Annotated in this window: 23 protein-coding genes; 11 read left to right on the forward strand and 12 right to left on the reverse strand. The window is 39.8% G+C overall.

Annotated elements, in window-relative coordinates; translation table 11 throughout:
* Window positions 1-10 precede the first annotated feature (10 nt).
* From rlmH to DPV97_RS06105, 3 genes are all read right to left on the reverse strand, one after another.
* Window positions 11-478, reverse strand: a complete 468-nt coding sequence (rlmH, locus tag DPV97_RS06095) for a 23S rRNA (pseudouridine(1915)-N(3))-methyltransferase RlmH (RefSeq protein ID WP_005695494.1) — start codon at window positions 476-478, stop codon at window positions 11-13.
* A gap of 39 nt (window positions 479-517) precedes the next feature.
* Complete coding sequence (gene rsfS, locus DPV97_RS06100; RefSeq protein WP_005695495.1) at window positions 518-826, reverse strand: ribosome silencing factor; 309 nt, start codon at window positions 824-826, stop codon at window positions 518-520.
* A gap of 150 nt (window positions 827-976) precedes the next feature.
* Window positions 977-2,629 (reverse strand): putative transporter, encoded by a 1,653-nt coding sequence (locus tag DPV97_RS06105; protein ID WP_005697927.1) that lies wholly within the window; start codon window positions 2,627-2,629, stop codon window positions 977-979.
* 165 nt (window positions 2,630-2,794) lie between these two features.
* Between DPV97_RS06105 and DPV97_RS06110 the strand changes: the two genes are divergently transcribed.
* The 4 genes from DPV97_RS06110 to mreD all read left to right on the forward strand — a co-directional run bounded on the left by DPV97_RS06110 (window position 2,795) and on the right by mreD (window position 7,451).
* The gene (locus DPV97_RS06110; protein WP_032804019.1) at window positions 2,795-4,585 is read left to right on the forward strand and encodes an ABC transporter ATP-binding protein/permease; all 1,791 of its coding nucleotides are present in this window, start codon (window positions 2,795-2,797) and stop codon (window positions 4,583-4,585) included.
* Between the two features lie 171 nt (window positions 4,586-4,756).
* Window positions 4,757-5,812, forward strand: coding sequence for a rod shape-determining protein (locus DPV97_RS06115; protein WP_070712855.1), 1,056 nt, complete (start codon window positions 4,757-4,759; stop codon window positions 5,810-5,812).
* Window positions 5,813-5,898: 86 nt separating this feature from the next.
* Window positions 5,899-6,963, forward strand: a complete 1,065-nt coding sequence (mreC, locus tag DPV97_RS06120) for a rod shape-determining protein MreC (RefSeq protein ID WP_070712853.1) — start codon at window positions 5,899-5,901, stop codon at window positions 6,961-6,963.
* On the forward strand, window positions 6,963-7,451 hold the full coding sequence (gene mreD / locus DPV97_RS06125; RefSeq protein WP_070712851.1) for a rod shape-determining protein MreD: 489 nt from the start codon (window positions 6,963-6,965) through the stop codon (window positions 7,449-7,451). The genes mreC and mreD overlap by 1 nt, the downstream gene beginning before the upstream one ends.
* A gap of 40 nt (window positions 7,452-7,491) precedes the next feature.
* Here the strand turns inward: mreD and rhlB are convergent, their stop codons facing one another.
* The 8 genes from rhlB to DPV97_RS06165 all read right to left on the reverse strand — a co-directional run bounded on the left by rhlB (window position 7,492) and on the right by DPV97_RS06165 (window position 13,760).
* Window positions 7,492-8,751, reverse strand: a complete 1,260-nt coding sequence (gene rhlB, locus DPV97_RS06130) for an ATP-dependent RNA helicase RhlB (protein WP_070712848.1) — start codon at window positions 8,749-8,751, stop codon at window positions 7,492-7,494.
* A gap of 89 nt (window positions 8,752-8,840) precedes the next feature.
* Window positions 8,841-9,122, reverse strand: a complete 282-nt coding sequence (locus DPV97_RS06135) for a GNAT family N-acetyltransferase (protein ID WP_070712846.1) — start codon at window positions 9,120-9,122, stop codon at window positions 8,841-8,843.
* On the reverse strand, window positions 9,119-9,325 hold the full coding sequence (gene yacG / locus DPV97_RS06140) for a DNA gyrase inhibitor YacG (protein WP_005695505.1): 207 nt from the start codon (window positions 9,323-9,325) through the stop codon (window positions 9,119-9,121). The genes DPV97_RS06135 and yacG overlap by 4 nt, the downstream gene beginning before the upstream one ends.
* On the reverse strand, window positions 9,318-9,938 hold the full coding sequence (gene coaE, locus DPV97_RS06145; protein WP_070712845.1) for a dephospho-CoA kinase: 621 nt from the start codon (window positions 9,936-9,938) through the stop codon (window positions 9,318-9,320). Before coaE ends, yacG begins: the two co-directional genes overlap by 8 nt.
* 86 nt (window positions 9,939-10,024) lie before the next feature.
* Entirely contained in the window at window positions 10,025-10,702 is a 678-nt protein-coding gene (locus DPV97_RS06150; RefSeq protein WP_070712843.1) for a prepilin peptidase, read from the reverse strand.
* A complete protein-coding gene (locus DPV97_RS06155) occupies window positions 10,699-11,922 on the reverse strand; it encodes a type II secretion system F family protein (protein ID WP_070712841.1) in 1,224 nt (407 codons plus the stop codon). Before DPV97_RS06155 ends, DPV97_RS06150 begins: the two co-directional genes overlap by 4 nt.
* Before the next feature lie 8 nt (window positions 11,923-11,930).
* Window positions 11,931-13,310, reverse strand: a complete 1,380-nt coding sequence (locus tag DPV97_RS06160) for a GspE/PulE family protein (protein WP_070712839.1) — start codon at window positions 13,308-13,310, stop codon at window positions 11,931-11,933.
* A gap of 6 nt (window positions 13,311-13,316) precedes the next feature.
* Window positions 13,317-13,760, reverse strand: coding sequence for a prepilin-type N-terminal cleavage/methylation domain-containing protein (locus DPV97_RS06165; protein ID WP_070712838.1), 444 nt, complete (start codon window positions 13,758-13,760; stop codon window positions 13,317-13,319).
* Window positions 13,761-13,901: 141 nt separating this feature from the next.
* Here DPV97_RS06165 and ampD point away from each other — a divergent pair, with 141 nt between their 5' ends.
* The 6 genes from ampD (at window position 13,902) to tadA (ending at window position 18,545) form a co-directional block, all read left to right on the forward strand.
* The gene (gene ampD, locus DPV97_RS06170) at window positions 13,902-14,465 is read left to right on the forward strand and encodes a 1,6-anhydro-N-acetylmuramyl-L-alanine amidase AmpD (RefSeq protein ID WP_070712836.1); all 564 of its coding nucleotides are present in this window, start codon (window positions 13,902-13,904) and stop codon (window positions 14,463-14,465) included.
* 484 nt (window positions 14,466-14,949) lie between these two features.
* On the forward strand, window positions 14,950-15,543 hold the full coding sequence (rppH, locus tag DPV97_RS06180) for an RNA pyrophosphohydrolase (RefSeq protein ID WP_070712835.1): 594 nt from the start codon (window positions 14,950-14,952) through the stop codon (window positions 15,541-15,543).
* On the forward strand, window positions 15,543-16,337 hold the full coding sequence (locus DPV97_RS06185; protein ID WP_070712833.1) for a sulfite exporter TauE/SafE family protein: 795 nt from the start codon (window positions 15,543-15,545) through the stop codon (window positions 16,335-16,337). The genes rppH and DPV97_RS06185 overlap by 1 nt, the downstream gene beginning before the upstream one ends.
* Window positions 16,338-16,345: 8 nt before the next feature.
* Entirely contained in the window at window positions 16,346-17,155 is an 810-nt protein-coding gene (lgt, locus tag DPV97_RS06190; protein WP_049381839.1) for a prolipoprotein diacylglyceryl transferase, read from the forward strand.
* Between the two features lie 10 nt (window positions 17,156-17,165).
* Complete coding sequence (locus DPV97_RS06195) at window positions 17,166-18,017, forward strand: thymidylate synthase (RefSeq protein ID WP_049381840.1); 852 nt, start codon at window positions 17,166-17,168, stop codon at window positions 18,015-18,017.
* 9 nt (window positions 18,018-18,026) lie between these two features.
* Window positions 18,027-18,545, forward strand: a complete 519-nt coding sequence (tadA, locus tag DPV97_RS06200) for a tRNA adenosine(34) deaminase TadA (RefSeq protein WP_111382926.1) — start codon at window positions 18,027-18,029, stop codon at window positions 18,543-18,545.
* On the opposite strand, the gene ung is transcribed toward tadA, so the two are convergent.
* A complete protein-coding gene (gene ung / locus DPV97_RS06205) occupies window positions 18,542-19,216 on the reverse strand; it encodes a uracil-DNA glycosylase (RefSeq protein WP_315940673.1) in 675 nt (224 codons plus the stop codon). The two genes, tadA and ung, sit on opposite strands and share 4 nt — an antisense overlap.
* Before the next feature lie 250 nt (window positions 19,217-19,466).
* On the opposite strand from ung, the gene grcA reads away from it, so the two are divergent.
* Complete coding sequence (gene grcA, locus DPV97_RS06210; protein ID WP_005697846.1) at window positions 19,467-19,850, forward strand: autonomous glycyl radical cofactor GrcA; 384 nt, start codon at window positions 19,467-19,469, stop codon at window positions 19,848-19,850.
* The last annotated feature ends 5 nt before the right edge of the window (window positions 19,851-19,855 follow it).

The following is a 19,855-nucleotide window of genomic DNA, read 5'->3' on the forward strand; positions in this document are numbered from 1 at the left end:
ATGTAATACGTTATTCTCTGTGATAAGGATGGTTTGTTGTCAGTGACCAAGCACGGTATAAACTTTCTGCCACGACAACTCTCACTAATGGATGAGGCAGTGTGAGTGGTGATAGGGACCAACTTTGTTCTGCTGCTGCTTTGCATTCTGGGGATAAACCTTCAGGTCCGCCAATGAGTAAGCACACATCGCGACCATCATTTTTCCAACCCTCTAATTGCTCAGCAAGTTGTGGTGTTGTCCAAGGTTTGCCTGGGATATCTAATGTGACTACTTTGCCTTTTCCGCAAGCCGCGAGCATCGCTTTGCCTTCTTGCTCTAAGATGCGTTTAATATCCGCATTTTTTCCACGCTTGCCTGCAGGGATTTCAATAAGTTCAAAAGGCATATCTTTAGGAAAACGACGTTGGTATTCTTCAAATCCGGTGGTAACCCAAGCCGGCATTTTTGTGCCCACAGCGATTAATGTGATTTTCATCCTTTTCCCTTTTAAAACACAGTCAAAATTGACCGCACTTTATGCCCAAAGTTTTTCTAACTGATACATCTCACGTGCATCACGTTGCATAATGTGCACGATGGTTTGACCAAGATCCACCACGATCCAATCAGCCGTATTACGGCCTTCTTCACCAAAGGTCTCATAACCCGCTTTTTTACATTCTGCAATAAGGTTATCAGCCATCGCAGAGACTTGGCGGCTGGATGTACCAGTACAAATAATCATATTTTCAGTGATCGATGATTTGCCTTTTACATCAAAATGCACAATTTCAGTGCCTTTTAAATCATCGAGTTTATCAATTACAAATTCAACTAATGACATTTCTTTTCCTATTTAAATAAAGCGATGAATTCTATCATTGAATGAGGGAAAGGGGTAGGCTTGGAGCAGATTTTATTTGAATTGTTTTATGGTTGTAATGGTGCTTAGCATAAATATTGGGGCAGTTATTCTGCCCCAAGTTTGAAGGAGTTAAACCCATAATAGAATGGCTAATAATTGCGGTGAAATAATTCTCAAGAACATTGTGAGCGGATAGACTGTCGCATAGGAGAGTGCGGCAGCGCCGCTTCCTTCTTTCAGTTCATTGGCGAAAGCGAGTGCTGGAGGATCCGTCATCGAACCCGCCAACAGACCACAAAGTGAAAGGTAATTTAATTTCGCATATAAGCGGGCAATCACACCGACAATGATCAATGGAATAAGCGTAATAAAAATACCATATCCCATCCATTCAAGACCGGAACCATGAGTGAGTGTGTCAACAAAGCTACCACCAGATTTTAAACCGACTACAGCGAGGAAGAGCACTATACCAATTTCTCGCAATGCCAAGTTCGCACTCGGCGGCATAAACCAATAGAGTTTGCCGATAGAACCAATTCGAGCCAAGATTAACGCGACAACTAATGGTCCGCCCGCTAGCCCTAATTTCAATGCCACAGGGAAGCCTGGAATATAGAAAGGAATGGAACCGAGTAATACCCCTAAGCCAATCCCAATAAATACTGGCAACATTTGTACTTGTAACAGTTTCTGTTTGGCGTTCCCGATCACTGAAATGGCTTGGTTGAGAATATCAGTTTTACCCACCATGTGTAATACATCACCAAATTGAAGTGTTGTATGTGCAGTTGGTACTAATTCGACACCTGCTCGGTTTAAACGTGAAATGACTACACCGTATTTTTGATGAATGCCGAGATGACGAATCTGTTTTCCAAGCACTTTTTCATTTGTCACGACTACTCGCTCAGAGCGAATTTCTCCACTTAGGCTTGCGACTGGAACATCAACTTCTTCCCCGATAATCAGATGCATTTTTTTCAAGCCTTCAGGGTTACCAACTAAATGTAAAATATCATTAAGCTGAACATCGGTATCCGCTTTCGGCACAATAACAAGCTCACCTCGTTTCAATCGAGAGCAGACGACATCTTCATCATCAAAACCTGGAATTTCAATCAAATGGATGCCGTTGAGATTGGTATTGGTGACTTTTAGAGATAGGCTTTTGAGCGCTTCTTTATCGTTACCCGTTTCTTTTTCAAAATTTGCTGCTTCTTCATCCACTTTAATTTTAAAGAAAAGACGAATAAGCCACATAGAAAGCAAAATGCCACAAATCCCAAAAGGATAGGCCATCGCATAGGCCATCCCCATATTAGATGTCGTTTGCGACATCCCTAATTCAGAAAGAATTTGCTGACCCGCACCGAGAGATGGCGTATTGGTGACAGCACCAGAGTAAATACCAAGCGTCACATCAAGAGGAATATCTACAAGCTTATAAATGAGAGTCGTCACGAGTGCACCGAGTGCAACGATTAAGATCCCTAATCCATTTAAAGTTAAGCCTGATTTTCGTAAGGAAGAAAAAAATCCGGGACCGACTTGAATACCTATCGTATAAACAAACAGAATTAACCCGAATTCTTGTACGAAATGTAACGTATGGCTATCCAGTTTTATGCCATATTGCGTGGTAAAATGGGCAACGAAAATACCACCGAATAGCACGCCACCAATACCTAGTCCTACACCTTTAATTTTAAAATGCCCGATCCATAGACCAATGATGGCAACTAAGGCAAGTAAACCAATGGTAATCGCAGTTTCACTCATGTCGACCTCTAATTTATTAAAAATTTAACTATTTTGGATTATATCAACTTGATTTCTTACCCGCTTGTGACAAAGTCAAAAAATGTTATCTCCATCACATTTTTTCTTGCTTAAAAATAAACACCGCCTAAAATGACCGCACTTTTTAAATTTTATAGGTTGATTATGGATTACGCTCAAGAAGCCATTAATTCACTTTTATGGATAGTAAAAACATTAGCGATGACGGCTGTTGTGTTTAGCTTTGGTATTTTCTTATTAGTCCGTTTTACCCATTGGGGAAAACAATTTTGGCAATTTGCTGGTGGGTATCTTTCACCACGCCGAAGTATTAAACCTTTGCTATTTTTCTTATTAATTGTAGCGATGACATTGGTCAGTGTACGTATCAGCTTGGTGCATTCCGAGTGGTATAACAATATGTACACATCCTTGCAGGAATTTAATGAACCTGTGTTTTGGGATCAAATGGTGCTGTTTTGTGTGATTGCGACAAGCTCAGTGATTGCTGCATTGCTGAGCTATTATTTAGAGCAACGTTTTTCTATTGATTGGATCGAATGGTTGAATGGTCAGTTAGTAGATAAATGGATGGGGGACCGCGCGTACTATAAAACCCAGTATGTGTCTGCCAACTTAGATAACCCCGATCAACGTATTCAACAAGATGTGCAATCCTATGTTCGAACCACGCTCTCTTTAAGTACAGGAGTGATTGATGCCGTCACCTCCATGATTTCTTATACGATCTTATTGTGGGGATTAGCGGGACCAATGATGGTATTGGGTACTGAAATTCCACGCATGATGGTGTTCTTGGTCTTCGCTTATGTGATTATTACTACCGCGATAGCATTCCGTTTGGGACGTCCGTTAATTATGTTGAATTTCGTCAACGAACGTTTAAACGCTAACTATCGTTATTCTTTAATTCGTATCAAGGAATATGCGGAAAGTGTGGCCTTTTATGCGGGGGAGAAAGTCGAGAGTAGCCAACTTTATAAACAATTCGGCTCGGTGATCAATAATATGTGGGATATTGTTTATCGAACTTTAAAATTCTCTGGTTTTAACCTAGTGGTTAGCCAAGTTTCTGTTGTGTTTCCTTTGCTTATTCAAGTCGGTCGCTATTTTGAGAAGCAAATTAAACTTGGTGATCTTATGCAAACGCTACAAGTATTTGGTAAGTTGCATTCCAATCTTTCATTCTTCCGTAATTCTTACGATGGTTTTGCCGGATACAAAGCCACATTGGATCGTTTGACCGGCTTTGGTTATGCGATTGATATGGCTAATCGTCAATCTACCTCCTATTTACACGAACATGAAACTGACGTGATCTTTAAGGATTTAAGCATCAGTAATCCATTTGGAAAAACCTTAATTGAGAATTTAAATTTGATGCTGCCACAAGGTTCAACCTTATTAATTCAAGGTAATTCAGGCGTGGGTAAAACCACGTTATTGAGAACAGTAGCAGGGCTTTGGGCGTATTCTGAAGGGGATGTGTATTGTCCAACTCACCAACTTTTCTTATCGCAAAAACCTTATTTACCACAGGGTAGTTTATTGACTGCGTTGGCTTATCCGAATGAAGAAAAGGACTTTAATCGTGATGAGATGATTGAGGTGTTAAAACAAGTGTCTTTAGGGCATTTACAAGATCGTTTAGAGCAAGAGCAAGATTGGACACGTATTCTATCACTTGGTGAGCAACAACGTTTGGCTTTTGCTCGTTTGCTATTACACAAACCGAAAGTCGCATTCCTGGACGAAGCCACAGCGAGTATGGATGAAGGCTTAGAAGATACGATGTATCGTCTATTAAAAGAACGCTTACCTTATACAACCGTTATTAGCGTGGGACATCGTTCAACCTTGCAGGCTTTCCATCAGCAACAACTGATGATTTTAGGTAACGGTAAGTGGCAATTCACTGACCGAAATCAGGCATAAAACGCCACTAAAATTGACCGCACTTACCTTGTTAGAAAAAATAGCGAGGTAAGTGTAGAGGATCAAGGCAAAAAATCCTGTTATCAAGCTCGATTTTTTGGTACATTTAGCACAATTTTTTTCTATGCTCAGAAATGAGTAATTTTTCACCAAACTAATGACGGAATTCTTATGTTATTCAAAAAAATTCGTGGTTTATTTTCAAACGATCTTTCTATCGATCTAGGTACAGCAAATACATTAATTTACGTAAAAGGCCAAGGTATCGTACTTGATGAACCTTCAGTTGTGGCAATTCGTCAAGACCGTATGGGCGCATACAAAAGTATTGCGGCAGTAGGTAAAGAAGCAAAACAAATGCTTGGTCGTACCCCAAAAAGTATCGTGGCTATTCGTCCGATGAAAGATGGTGTAATCGCTGATTTCTCTGTGACAGAGAAAATGTTGCAATACTTTATCAAACAAGTACATAGCGGTAACTTCATGCGTCCTAGCCCGCGCGTACTCGTTTGTGTTCCTGCTGGTGCAACTCAAGTTGAACGTCGCGCAATCAAAGAATCAGCATTAGGTGCAGGTGCACGAGAAGTGTATTTAATTGAAGAGCCTATGGCGGCAGCTATCGGTGCAAACTTGCCAGTTTCTACTGCGATTGGTTCAATGGTCATTGATATCGGTGGTGGTACCACTGAAGTAGCGGTGATTTCTTTAAACGGTATCGTGTACTCATCTTCTGTACGTATTGGTGGTGACCGTTTTGATGAAGCGATCATCTCTTATGTTCGTCGTACTTTTGGTTCCGTTATTGGTGAGCCAACTGCAGAGCGTATCAAGCATGAAATTGGTACAGCGTACATTCAAGAAGGCGATGAAATTTTAGAGATGGAAGTGCACGGTCACAATCTTGCGGAAGGTGCACCACGTTCATTCAAATTAACTTCTCGTGATGTACAAGAAGCCCTTCAACAACCATTAAATGGTATTGTTGCAGCGGTACGTACAGCGCTTGAAGAATGCCAACCAGAACACGCCGCGGATATTTTTGAACGCGGTATGGTGTTAACGGGTGGTGGTGCCTTATTACGCAACATTGATATATTGTTATCAAAAGAGTGTGGCGTACCAGCAATCATCGCAGAAGAACCATTAACTTGTGTAGCTCGTGGTGGTGGTGAAGCAATCGAAATGATTGATATGCACGGCGGCGATATTTTCAGCGACGAAATTTAATTTCTAAAAGTGCGGTCAGAAAAATCGACGTTTTTAATTCGTCTGATTTTTTGACCGCACTTTTCCTTTCAACCCTAGGACAGTGAATGAAACCCATTTTTGGTAAAGCACCACCATTAGGTATTCGACTCGCATTAGCGGTGATTGCTTCGATGACACTCATTTTAGTTGATGGACAAACCTCATCAATGACAAAGGCGCGTAGTGTGATGGAAACTGCCGTTGGAGGATTGTATTACCTTGCGAATGGGCCAAGAACAGTTCTAGATGGTGTATCAAGCAACTTGGTTGATACCAATAAGTTACTCATTGAAAATAAAGTATTGCGTGAGCAATTGCGTGAGAAAAATGCTGATCTTTTATTATTGGATCAACTCAAAGTAGAAAACCAACGTCTTCGTTTACTGCTTAATTCGCCTTTACGCACAGATGAATACAAAAAAATTGCCGAAGTGCTTACCGCTGAAACTGATGTTTATCGTCAACAAGTGGTGATTAATCAAGGGGAACGTGATGGCGCTTATGTTGGTCAGCCCGTGATTGATGAAAAAGGAATGATTGGGCAGATTATATCTGTGGGTGAAAATACGAGTCGCGTATTGCTTTTAACGGATGTAACCCATTCAATTCCAGTACAAGTTTTACGTAATGATGTGCGTGTGATAGCGAGTGGTACGGGGCATTCTGATGAACTTACCTTAGATAATGTGCCTCGTTCCGTAGATATTGAAAAAGGCGATTTATTAGTAACTTCAGGTTTGGGCGGCCGTTTTGTGGAAGGCTATCCAGTGGCAGTGGTACAAAGTGTCTCTCGTGATGGTTCTAATTATTTTGCGACGGTAAAAGCGAAACCTTTGGCCGAATTAGATCGTTTACGTTATTTGCTTTTACTTTGGCCGAGCAATCTTGATATGTCGAAAGTGAAATCCATGTCTCCAGAAGAAGTACGTCGTCTTGTTCAGCAACGTTTGGAAAGTCAAGCTAATGAAGCAACTCATTCAGTGAGCAAAACCAAAATTACAGATGATCAAGAGGATGGCTCACAGCCACATACAGGAAAAGAAATTGTAGATCCTGACATTCCGACTACAATGCCTCAACAGGAGGAACCTATTTCTCCAGAACAGCAACAACATAGGGAAGAAGACTAATGCAAGGGCGTTTTATTTTTCAATGGGCGACCATTTTATGCTTCTTTGTTGTAGCATTAATTATGGAATTAGCCCCATGGCCAGCAGGCTTTCAAGCTTTTAAACCTTCTTGGTTGGTTTTAGTTTTGCTTTATTGGACGCTTGCGTTACCTGATAGAGTAAGCATTGGGTGGGCATTTTTACTCGGGGTTTTATGGGATATCGTGCTAGGCTCTATTCTTGGGGTTCATGCACTGGTGCTTTCTGTTGCTTTCTATTTTGTTTCCAAATATTACCTAATTTTGCGCAACCTTTCTCTTTGGTTCCAAAGTTTATTGGTACTTCTTTTCGTTTTTGCGATTCGAGTGGCTATTTTCTTGGTTGAATTATCCTTGCATGGGGCATTTTTCAACTGGCAGGAAATCTTTGGTGCCATCGCATCAGGTGTGTTATGGCCATGGGTTTTCTTATTGATGCGTACTGCACGTCGAAGAGTCGGATTGCATTAATCATAAAAAAGCTGATGAAGGAGTTCATCAGCTTTTCTTTTTAGTTTTTACGACGGTAGTTTGTTTTTCTTGCTGCAGTATTTCGCATTTGAGGCACAGGATTGCGTTTTAAACGATAAGGCTTTGGAATATCACTAATCAATGAATTCGGGTCATATTGGCTGACAGGAATAGAATGACCAATGTATTCTTCAATTGCCGGTAAATTCATTGCATATTCTTCACAAGCAAAGCTGATAGACACCCCACTTTCACCCGCTCGACCAGTACGGCCAATACGGTGAACATAATCTTCTCGATCATCGGGTAGATCAAAGTTAAAAACATGAGTCACATTTGAAATATGTAACCCACGCGCTGCAACATCCGTTGCCACGAGAATATCGAGCTCACCATCGGTAAATTGTTTGAGCAATGAAAGACGTTTTTTCTGTGCTACATCTCCAGTGAGTAATCCCACACGATGGCCATCCGCCGCTAAATAGCCCCAAATTTCTTCACATTTATGTTTAGTATTTGCAAAGACAATACAGCGCTCGGGCCATTCCTCTTCCATTAATGTCAGTAAGAGAGGAATTTTGTCTTCATTTGACGGATAGAAGAGTTCCTCTTTAATTCGATGTCCCGCTTTTTGTTCTGGTTCAATTTCGATATATTCAGGGGAATTCATATCTTCAAAGGCAAGTTCTCGTACTTTGTAAGAGAGCGTTGCAGAAAAGAGCATGGTGAGTCGTTCTTGCGGAGAAGGACACTTGCGTAATAAATAACGAATATCACGAATGAATCCTAAATCAAACATGCGATCCGCTTCATCTAGTACCACAACTTGAATGTCATCTAAACGAATAATGCCTTGTTTCACGTAGTCAATCACACGGCCAGTAGTGCCAATTAAAATATCCACACCGGCTTCGATAGCTTTAAGCTGTTTATCATAGCCATCACCACCATAAGCAAGTGCGGTTCGTAATCCACTTGTTTTAGCTAACAACTCTGCATCATTATTAATTTGCACAGCCAGTTCACGGGTTGGAGCAAGAATTAATGCGTGAGGTTGATTGGTAGCAAAATCAGGTTGATGCGTTAATAAGTGATGAAATGTTGCTGTTAAAAATGCCATCGTTTTACCCGTACCGGTTTGTGCTTGGCCGGCAACATCTTTTCCTTGTAAGGTAATCGGCAATGATAACGCTTGAATTGGGGTGCAATATTCAAATCCCTTGTCTTGTAGGGCTTTTTGTACGATAGGATGTAATGGAAGATCAGCAAATCGCTGCTGACTTAAATAATTTTCTTGCATGATAAATAATGGTTCTCAGAAATAGATGGGGCTAAGGATAGCACGAAGCCGGAAAAATATCCTTAAAAATAAAACGCTTATTAATAGGTTTAAGCTTGTGATTGAGCAGATTGGGTTCGTTCCCATTTTCTTGCAATATAGCTACAAGTTGGGTGCAAAGTGAGCTTTTTAGCCTGGATAAAATGAATTAAGGCTTGATAGAGTCTGTCTGCCACACCTTGCCCTCGAAGAGAATCATCAACAAACGTATGATTAGCATTAATGGTATCGGATGTTTCATAAAAATAGGTGAGTTTCGCGATTTTCTTGCCTTGTTCATCGAGTAAGAAAAACTCTCCCTGCTCACCATTATCATGATGCTGAAGACTCATTTGATACTCCATTCATCACTGAGATTGGGGTCCATGGCAAAATCTGCTGTATCACTTGGAATGGCTTTTTCTTCTGCAGCCCATTCTCCTAAATCAATGAGTTGGCAACGCTTGCTACAAAAAGGGCGAAATTGACTTTCCTGAGTCCAAGGTACGGGCTTTTGGCATGTCGGGCAGGGGACTTCAAAAATTTCATCAGACATTTTTCTTTCTCGATTCACTTAAATAAAATTGGTGCAATTCTAGCACTTTTTGTTTTAAGTGTAGTAAGTTTTCAGGCAATTTTTCATCATTTGAAATAATATCATCTGCCCATTTTAATCGTTCTTCACGGCTGACTTGTGCATTCATAATGGCTTGAATTTGCTGAATATTATTATGATCTCTTGATGATGCACGAGCCAGCTGAGTTTCAGGTTTTACATCGACAACAAGTATGCGGTCACAAAGCGTGGTGAGCTTATTCTCAATGAGTAATGGGACGACAAATAACGTATAAGGAGCAGTCTGACAGTTTAACTGTGCTAACATTTTTTTGCGAATTGCGGGATGTAATAAATGATTGAGCCAGTTTTTCTCATTTTCGTCTGCAAATACTTTTTTTCGTAGCTCGGCCCGATTTAATTCGCCTTCTTCAGTCAGAATCGATTTTCCAAAGTGCTCAGCAATTTGAGCTAGTAGCGGCGAGCCTTTTTCAACCACTTCTCTTGCCACTATATCAGCATCAACAATGGGTACACCAAGTTCAACAAAAAGATTTGCAATCGTACTTTTTCCACTACCGATGCCGCCAGTGAGGCCCACAATATAAGTCATAATATTCCTTTCTACTTGATTTAGGGGGGATGTTTTACATCTATCCCTTAAACACAATATTTTTCAATGTTGCCAATATATTATATTTATAGGCTTATTGCACTGGTGATGATTAAAGATAAGCAAAGAAAGGGACCGAAAGGTAAAATGGGCTTACGAGAAATCCAATAGACTATGATGCCTAATAGACAGGCGATGAATAAGAAAAGCGGTAAGTGAGTGATGGTGAGATAAGTGCCGATTCCTAAAGCGAGCCAATAATCGCCACGGCCTAACGCTTCCTTCTTATAAAACCATTTGGACAAATGATAGATAATATAAAAAACACTGAAAAAACTAACCGCACTTTCTAAACTTTGAGAAAGCGTCAGAATTGAAAATTCTTGATGTGCGCCGAATAAACCCAAGAAAAATAAAAACAGGCAAGGTGTCGGTGAAATCAGTTGATAATGCCAGTCTAGCCAACTGATAACAAAAAGTAGACTAAACGTAATCGCGAGCCATAAAGTAAATAATTCATTTTGTAGAAAGTAATAGAGTGCAGCAAAACAGAGTCCAAGCCCTAAAAAATAAAGGAAAATATGACCGCACTTTTGAGATTGAATCGCTGCTTTTTCGCTATGGAAAATAGAATTGTTTTCAGGATAAATTTCGATATAGTTCTGATAAATTTCTTGTTGGAGATTGGGGATAAAACGATCAATATAAAGCCAAACAAAGATACCCGCTAAACCACCCAATAAGAAAAAAGCTAATATCATCATTGGATTACGGATCCCATATTAAAAATCGGCAGATACATGCCCATCATAATAATACCGATTAAACTACCAATGATGAGCATCATTAAAGGCTCTAAAAGTTGGGAAAGTAAATCAATTTGATGATTGAGCCTTTCTTGATAGTTATCGGCAATATGACTCAACATCAACGCAAAATTTCCACTTTTCTCTCCAATTTGTAGCATTTGTTGAGCTTCCATTGGGAAAAGATGACTGCTCACACTTTCTGAAAATGGATAACCTTGAGAAACCCAATGCAAAATTGACCGCACTTCTTGTTGTAGCAGAATATCACCTTTTAAGGTACGTTGTGTTTGCCAGGTTTGTTGTTTGGGGAGGAAGCTATTTAACGCAGGTGTTAATGCCACTCCGGATTGAAGCATTAATTGCAGGTTATGGCTAAAACTGATTAGGCGAGAAAGGCAAATGATATTGCCCCAAATTGGTATGCGACTAATTAGGGCGTTCTTTTTTTGATTCAGCCAAAGAGAATGTTTTAATGCCATCTTCAACATAAAAATAGCGAAAGTGCAGGCAATCATTAGCGCAACAAAATGATGTTGTAGGAATTGAGACATAGCTAATAATACGACAGTTAATGTAGGCAATTCAGCTGAGTTTTCACCATACATTTCAGCAAATTGTGGTACAACGAAAAGTAATAAAATCAACGTAAGTGAAAGCGAAATACCTAATACCATGGCTGGATAAAGCATAATTTTTTGCAATTTGCGTTGAAGCGTTAATGATTGCGTTCGACGTTCTGCAATTTTAGTGCATACCTCTGCCAGTTTTCCTGTCATTTCTCCCACCTGAATGAGCTGAATTTCTTGAAAATTTAAATACTTTCCTTGTATTTCCAAGCTTTGTGAAAACGGAAGACCACTTTCAATTAATTCAATTAAGGCGTCAAGCCACTGATGCAAACCCAATTGTGTGCAGTTGTCTTGCAAAATGTGTAATGCATTTTTTAATGGAATAGCAGAGCTGAGCAGAGTAGCCAGTTGATTCAATAAGGCACTGATTTCTGCATTTTTAGGTTTCTGATTAAGTTGCCAATCTTGTTGCAAGCGAATGTGGCTAAAACCTTTTGCTATTAACTGGAATTGAGCAACTTGTTTAGATTGAGCAACAAGGCTACCTTTTTGCCATTGTTGCCGCTGATCATAGGCTTGGAAATAAAAGAGTTTTTGCTTCGCCATAGTGATACCTATTTTTTACCTAACACGCGTTGAATTTCATCGAGATCAGTGATGTTATCTTTTACTTTTTCTAACGCGCTTTGATAAAGTGAGTCAAAATCGGTTTGGTAACGGTTGTTTTCGCATTGTAAAAATTGATACACCCCAATACGCCCTTGATACCCTTGATGGCAATCACAAGAATCACCAAACTCTTGACTGCACTTTAAGCAACGTTTGCGCACCAATCGCTGTGCGATAACTAATAAGAGACTATTTTCAATTTCGTGAGATTGAATGCCTAATTGCTGTAAGCGCGAAATTGCTGAGATGGCATCATTGGTATGCAAGGTAGAAAGTACTAGATGGCCAGTTTGAGCGGCTCTTAATGCCATTAATGCGCTTTCTTCGTCTCGAATTTCACCAAGCATAATAATGTCGGGATCTTGCCGTAAAAATGTACGAAGTAATCGACTAAAATCTAAACCGATTTGCGGATTCACTTGAGTTTGAATGATGCCTTCCAATTCAATTTCAACGGGATCTTCTGCCGTCATAATATGTTTATCTGGCGTATTGAGCCATTGAAGTGCGGTATAAAGTGAGATACTTTTTCCGCTTCCCGTTGGTCCAGTCACCAGGATTAAACCTTGCGGTTGGCTGAGTGCATGTTGAAATTGACTTTGTTGGTTTTGTGTCATGCCAAGTTCAGCAAAACTTAATTGAACAGGTTTATTTTGTTGTAATCGTAATACCGCTTTTTCTCCCCAATGCGTGGGCAAGGTAGAAAGGCGGAAATCTAAAATATCGGAGAACATAGTTTTGAATTGAAAGCGGCCATCTTGTGGTAGCCGAGTTTCACTGATATCCAGTTTGGCTAAGAGTTTTAAACGAGAAATCACACGATTGGCGAGCGATTTACTGATGATCGGCTGTGGTTGAAGTACGCCATCAATACGCAAACGAACTAAAAGCCCATTTGGCTGAGTTTCTAAATGAATATCGGAGGCATTTTTTTGTAGGGCGGTTTCAAAAATACTGTTTAATAATTGAATAACAGGTTCATCTTCATTAGATAAATTGGCAGTGCTTTCGTCTTCTGAATGATGATAAAACGTCGCTTGTTCTTCTATTTGATTGGCTTTCGGTGCAAGGGATTGTAAAAGTTGTTTGAGTTGAGTCGTTTCAAATAAAATCGGTTCAACCAATTTTCCACTTAAAAAAGCAAAGGTTTCACAAGCCGCAAGATTATTCAGCGAATCTACTGCAAGCCATAAATGATGTTCGTCTTCTTTAAGTGGTAGCGCAAAGTAACGTAACAGCAATGCTTGTTGCTGTTGGTTTTGTTGCCAATATTGTGGCGAGATATGGTAAATCTCGCCATTTTTTGCCATTGCTTGATAGGCCATGTTTTGCTATTTGGTAGGAGAGCAGAAACCTGCTGGGAATAAATCCGCATTACTTGGGCAAGCTGTCGTCCAAGTGACACCTGCTGAGGTAGAGCCTGCTGCAGTTAATGAATAACTAATCCCATCCAATGTGCCATTTCCTGTTACCGTAATCACACCCGATTTCGTAGTAATGGATTTAACATAGCCTTTTGCAGTAGTGATGTCTGCAGCAATGCCATTTGAACCACCTGAACAGTTTGTAGGGGCATTGGTGCTATAGACACATAACTCCACATCAGATTTATAAGGTGCCGAAGCTTGCAATAATTCGGAGATGGCTGCTTTTTTGGTATAATTTTGATAAGACGGAATGGCGATCGTCGCGAGAATAGCAATAATCGCAATCACGATCATCAATTCAATTAACGTAAAACCTTTATGTAAAGGTTTAGAAAAAGTCAGTTTCATTAAATTAAATTTCCTTTTGGTTGAATAAAAAATGCCAGAATTGGCGGCAACATTGTGTAAAAGGGAAAAATGAAAGTAAAACTGACCGCACTTCTTTTGCGATCGAGATCGCAAAAATGAAATTTAATTGCAGAAAAACAGATGAATAAGATAAAAAATGGCTGGTTAAGCCAGACAAGAAAAGTGATTTCCCCCCATTTTGATGAACGTCCTGATGTAGAGGATATTTCATTACTCGTCATTCATTACATCAGTTTGCCACCAGAACAATTTGGTGGTGGATATGTAGATGATTTTTTCCAAGGAAAACTCGATCCCACTATCCATCCTTATTTTGAAGAGATTTATCAATTTCGAGTGTCAGCCCATTGTTTAATTGAACGGGATGGTAAGGTGACGCAATATGTCAGTTTCGATGACAGAGCGTGGCATGCAGGACTTTCTTGCTTTGAAGGACGCGATAAATGTAATGATTTTGCGATTGGTATTGAGCTAGAGGGCAGTAATGAACAACCTTTTACGGAGGAACAATACCAAATGCTTGCTGCATTAACACGAGATATCATGCAAGCTTACCCGAAAATAACGCTAGATCGTATCGTTGGGCATTGTGATATTTCGCCTGGTCGTAAGATCGATCCGGGTCAATATTTTGAGTGGGAACGCTATTTAGCGTTAGTCAAAAAAGGCTTGGATAAAAAATAACCACTAAAATTTTTGATTGAATGTGAGTAAGATAATTTCTGTGAGCAAGCCTTATCTTAATGAAATTAAAGAGAAAATTTTCTCTCTAAAATTAAAGCTAAAATGCTGAGAAGAGTTATGCAACACTCGCCATTTGCTCAATCACAATTTTATCCACAGAAATATTGAATAACTCACTGATGTTATTTCTTCACCAAGCAAAGAATGTTTAAATTAAAAAATAGCTGAATTTTTGACCTCACTTTGATTAGAAAAAGTGCGGTCATTTTTTTCGGAAAGTTTTTGATTAAAGGTTATGCAAAAATGAAAAAAGTGAAGTGTGAAAAGCGATTTTTGATCTTTATACACAGTTAAATTTAGATTATCCAAGTATTACCCACAGAGTTATCCACAATAGGGTAAATATGCCCATTCGGTTGATAAAAAAGCGAATTTATGAAACAATCTGTAAATTATTTTTGTACAAAATTTAAGGTGAACGATAGTGATCGATTTTGATGGCTACCGTCCAAATGTAGGCATTGTCATTTGTAATCGCAAAGGGCAGGTGCTTTGGGCTAAACGATACGGGCAGAATTCGTGGCAATTCCCGCAAGGTGGGATTAACGATAATGAAAGTGCTGAACAAGCTATGTATCGTGAATTATATGAAGAGGTTGGTTTACAACCCAAAGATGTGAAGGTGCTTTACGCGTCTAAACATTGGTTGCGTTATAAGCTGCCGAAAAGATTGCTGCGTTATGACAGCAAACCCATGTGTATTGGGCAAAAACAACGTTGGTTTTTGTTGCAATTAGTGGGGGATGAAAAAAATATTAATATGAACACAACAAAATCACCGGAATTTGATGGTTGGCGTTGGGTAAATTTTTGGTATCCCGTACGTCAGGTGGTGTCCTTTAAGAAAGATGTTTATCGCAAAGCGATGAAAGAGTTTGCTCAAGTAATGTTTGGCAACGAAAAGACATTACTTGAAAATACGCAAGAGCATGAGGCAAATAAACCTTATCATGCGCCGCGTAAAAGTGGTTTTTCTAAATATCAAAAACGTTCATCTTATAAGTCAAGAGGACAATAATGCTCACTTTTATTCTACTTTGTTTGCTTGTCGGGTCTGTTGTTGGTTTTCTCGCTGGATTATTTGGCATTGGTGGAGGATTAATTATTGTCCCGACCTTGGTTTATCTATTGCCGATGATAGGCGTGCCTGAGCCATTGCTGATGTCCGCTGCATTAGGAACTTCATTTGCGACCATTGTGATTACCGGATTTTCTTCTGCGCAGCGTCATCATAAACTAGGCAATATAGAGTGGAATGCCGTTAAAGTATTGGCACCGATGGTCATGATTTCGGTCTTTATCTCTGGTTTGTTTATTGGCAAGCTTGATCGTGAGGTATCCGCTAAAATCTTTGCCTGTTTAGTCGTGTATTTAGCGACTAAAATGGTGATTTCTATTAAGAAAAGCACAGGGAAAACCAAACCTTTAACAACGCAAGCTTCTGTTATTGGTGGTATTTTAATTGGGATGGCATCAAGCGCAGCGGGCGTAGGTGGTGGTGGTTTTATCGTGCCATTTTTAAATTCCCGCGGGATTGATATGAAAAAAGCCATCGGTTCTTCTGCATTCTGTGGTGCACTTCTTGGTTTATCAGGCATGTTTAGCTTTATGGTGAGTGGTTGGGGCAATCCTTCCATGCCAGATTATTCTCTGGGTTATGTTTATTTGCCTGCCGTGCTTGGTATTACGGGCACTTCATTCTTCACTTCTAAACTAGGGGCAACAGCGACCTCAAAACTCCCTGTATCAACCTTGAAAAAAGGCTTCGCCTTGTTATTAATTGCGATCGCGGTTGATATGTTTATTAAATAAGGAATGTTATGAATTCAGAATTTTTGATGCTGCCACATTTTGATCCGACTATTTTCACTTTTGGTGATAGCAATATAGGGCTGCGTTGGTATGGCTTAATGTATCTATTAGGTTTCATTTTTGCTCGTTGGCTAGCGGTTCGTCGTGCCAATCAGTCAAACAGTGGCTGGACCGTCGATCAAGTGGATACGTTACTTTTTAATGGCTTTATGGGCGTATTCTTAGGTGGTCGCATTGGTGATGTATTTTTCTATAATTTCGATCATTTTGTGCAAGATCCGCTGTATTTATTCCGTGTTTGGGAAGGGGGAATGTCATTCCATGGTGGGTTAATTGGTGTGATTATCTCAATGATTTTGACTTCTTATTCCCAAAAAAGAAGTTTCTGGCAGACGGCAGATTTCGTGGCGCCCTTGATTCCATTTGGTTTAGGAATGGGACGAATTGGTAACTTTATCAATTTAGAACTTTGGGGACGAGAAACCGATGTGCCTTGGGCCATGATTTTCCCAAATGATCCATTATTGTTGCCTCGCCACCCTTCACAGCTTTATGAAGCATTTTTAGAAGGTTTCGTGCTGTTTATTATTCTGAATGTCTTTATTAAAAAGCCTCGCCCTGCAGGTTCTGTAGCAGGATTATTCCTGGTTGGTTACGGGATTTTTCGTTTTATCGTTGAATATGTCCGTGAGCCTGAAGTGGAATCTTTCTTAGGCATCATGACACGTGGTCAAGCCCTTTGCTTACCGATGATTATTGGTGGTGGATTAATTATGGCATGGGCATACAATCGCACGAAAAGTGCGGTTCATCAGTAAGGAGTTTTTTATGAAACAATATTTAGATCTTTGTCGACGCATTGTAAATGAAGGTGAGTGGGTTGCTAACGAGCGTACTGGCAAGCGTTGCCTTACTGTGATTAATGCGGATTTAGAATATGATGTTGCCAATAATCAATTCCCCTTAATTACAACGCGTAAAAGCTATTGGAAAGCAGCGATTGCGGAATTTTTAGGCTATATCCGTGGTTACGATAACGCCGCAGATTTCCGCAAGCTTGGCACCAAAACATGGGATGCAAATGCCAATGAAAATGCGGCTTGGCTTGCCAATCCACATCGTAAAGGCACTGATGATATGGGGCGCGTTTATGGTGTACAAGGCAGAGCATGGCGTAAACCGAATGGCGAAACCATCGATCAACTTCGTAAAATTGTGAACAATTTAAGCCGAGGGATTGATGACCGCGGTGAAATTCTGACTTTCTTCAATCCAGGCGAATTTGATCTAGGCTGTTTGCGTCCTTGCATGTACACACATACTTTCTCTTTAGTGGGCGATACATTGCACTTAACGAGCTACCAACGCTCTTGTGATGTGCCACTTGGCTTAAACTTCAATCAAATTCAGGTCTTTACTTTCCTTGCTTTGATGGCGCAAATTACCGGCAATAAACCGGGTAAGGCATATCATAAAATTGTAAATGCGCATATTTATGAAGACCAACTTGAGTTAATGCGTGATGTGCAATTAAAACGTGAACCATTCCCTTCACCACAATTAGAAATTAATCCTGATGTTAAAACCCTTGAAGATCTTGAAACTTGGGTAACGATGGATGATTTCAAGGTGGTGGGTTATCAATCTCACGAACCAATCAAATATCCTTTCTCTGTTTAGGCATTCAAAGTGCGGTCAGATTTAGACGAGAAATTTATGCAACACGCCCTGATGCTTGCCGATCGTGCAGAGGCACTCGGCGAGATTCCAGTCGGGGCTGTGTTGGTAGATGATGAAGGAAATATTCTCGGTGAAGGCTGGAATTTGTCTATCATTGAAAATGACCCGACCGCTCACGCTGAAATTGTCGCATTGCGTAATGCCGCACAAAATATTCAAAATTATCGTCTGCTCAATACCACACTTTATGTCACTCTAGAGCCTTGTACCATGTGTGCTGGCGCGATTTTACATAGCCGGATTAAACGATTAGTCTTCGGTGCGTCAGATTATAAAACGGGGGCTGTAGGTTCTCGCTTTCACTTCTTTGATGATTATAAAATGAATCATACGTTAGAAATTACCTCTGGCGTGCTGGCAGAAAAGTGCGGCCAGAAATTGAGTGATTTTTTTAAAAAAAGACGAGAGCAGAAAAAGGAAGAAAAGCGGGAAAAAAATCTCCCGCTTGATGTTGATCCACAATCTTAAACTTGCCAATCAATTTCAGTTAAACCGTGTCGCTTTAAGTATTCGTTGGCCTTAGAAAAGTGATGACATCCTAGAAAACCACGATGTGCAGAAAGTGGAGAAGGGTGCGGAGCTGTTAAAACATAATGACGATTGCGATCAATAAATTGCCCTTTTTTCTGCGCATGACTTCCCCAAAGTAAAAATACTACTTTTTCACGATATTCATTGAGTGCTGCAATTACTTGGTCTGTGAAGATTTCCCAACCGAATTTAGCGTGTGAATGTGCCATGCCTCGTTCTACAGTTAGCACGGTGTTAAGCAACAATACACCTTGCTCAGCCCATTTCACTAAGTAGCCATGATTTGGCATTTGAAAACCAGGAATATCGTTAGCCAATTCTTTATACATATTCAGTAGAGAAGGGGGAATGGCAACCTCGGGTTTCACAGAAAAAGCTAAGCCGTGCGCTTGATTTGGACCATGATAGGGATCCTGTCCTAAAATGACGACTTTCACCTCATCAAACGCCGTATATTTAAAGGCATTAAATACTTCGTCTTGCGGTGGGTAAATGGTTTTTCCGGCTAGTCGCTCTTGATGAACTTGCTGTAGAATGTGTTTAAAGTAAGGTTTTTCTTTCTCTTGACCGATAACATCTGTCCAGGTTTTCATTCTGTATTTCCTTATTGGATAAGCTTAGGCATATTATAAATGAAATTGCTTAGAAAGGCTTTATCTGTGAGTTGTGTTAATATTTTGTTAATTCTAAATGTGTATTGAAGCCTTGTTACAGCTAAAATCTTAATCTAGATCAATTTTGCAAAAATACTCGAAAAAAAGAATCTGTTTTAGGTCAAAATTAATTGAATTCTTCAAATAGTTTGATAAAATTTGCACAGTTTAATAAATATACAACCGCCAAATTAGGAGGCACTTTATGATCAAAGGTATTCAAATTACTCAAGCAGCAAATGACAATCTTTTAAACTCATTCTGGTTATTAGACAGCGAAAAAAATGAAGCTCGTTGTTTATGTGCAAAAGCTGAATTCGCAGAAGACCAAGTAGTAGCAGTGAGCGAATTAGGCCAAATCGAATATCGTGAATTACCGGTAAATGTAGCACCAACTGTTAAAGTTGAAGGTGGTCAACACTTAAACGTAAACGTATTACGTCGTGAAACGTTAGAAGATGCAGTAAACAACCCGGATAAATACCCTCAATTAACTATCCGTGTTTCTGGTTACGCAGTACGTTTCAACTCTTTAACACCAGAACAACAACGCGACGTTATTACTCGTACTTTCACTGAAAGCCTATAATTTCA

Origin of the sequence: Haemophilus parainfluenzae, from assembly GCF_003253005.1 — a bacterium.
GTDB lineage: Bacteria > Pseudomonadota > Gammaproteobacteria > Enterobacterales > Pasteurellaceae > Haemophilus_D > Haemophilus_D parainfluenzae_M.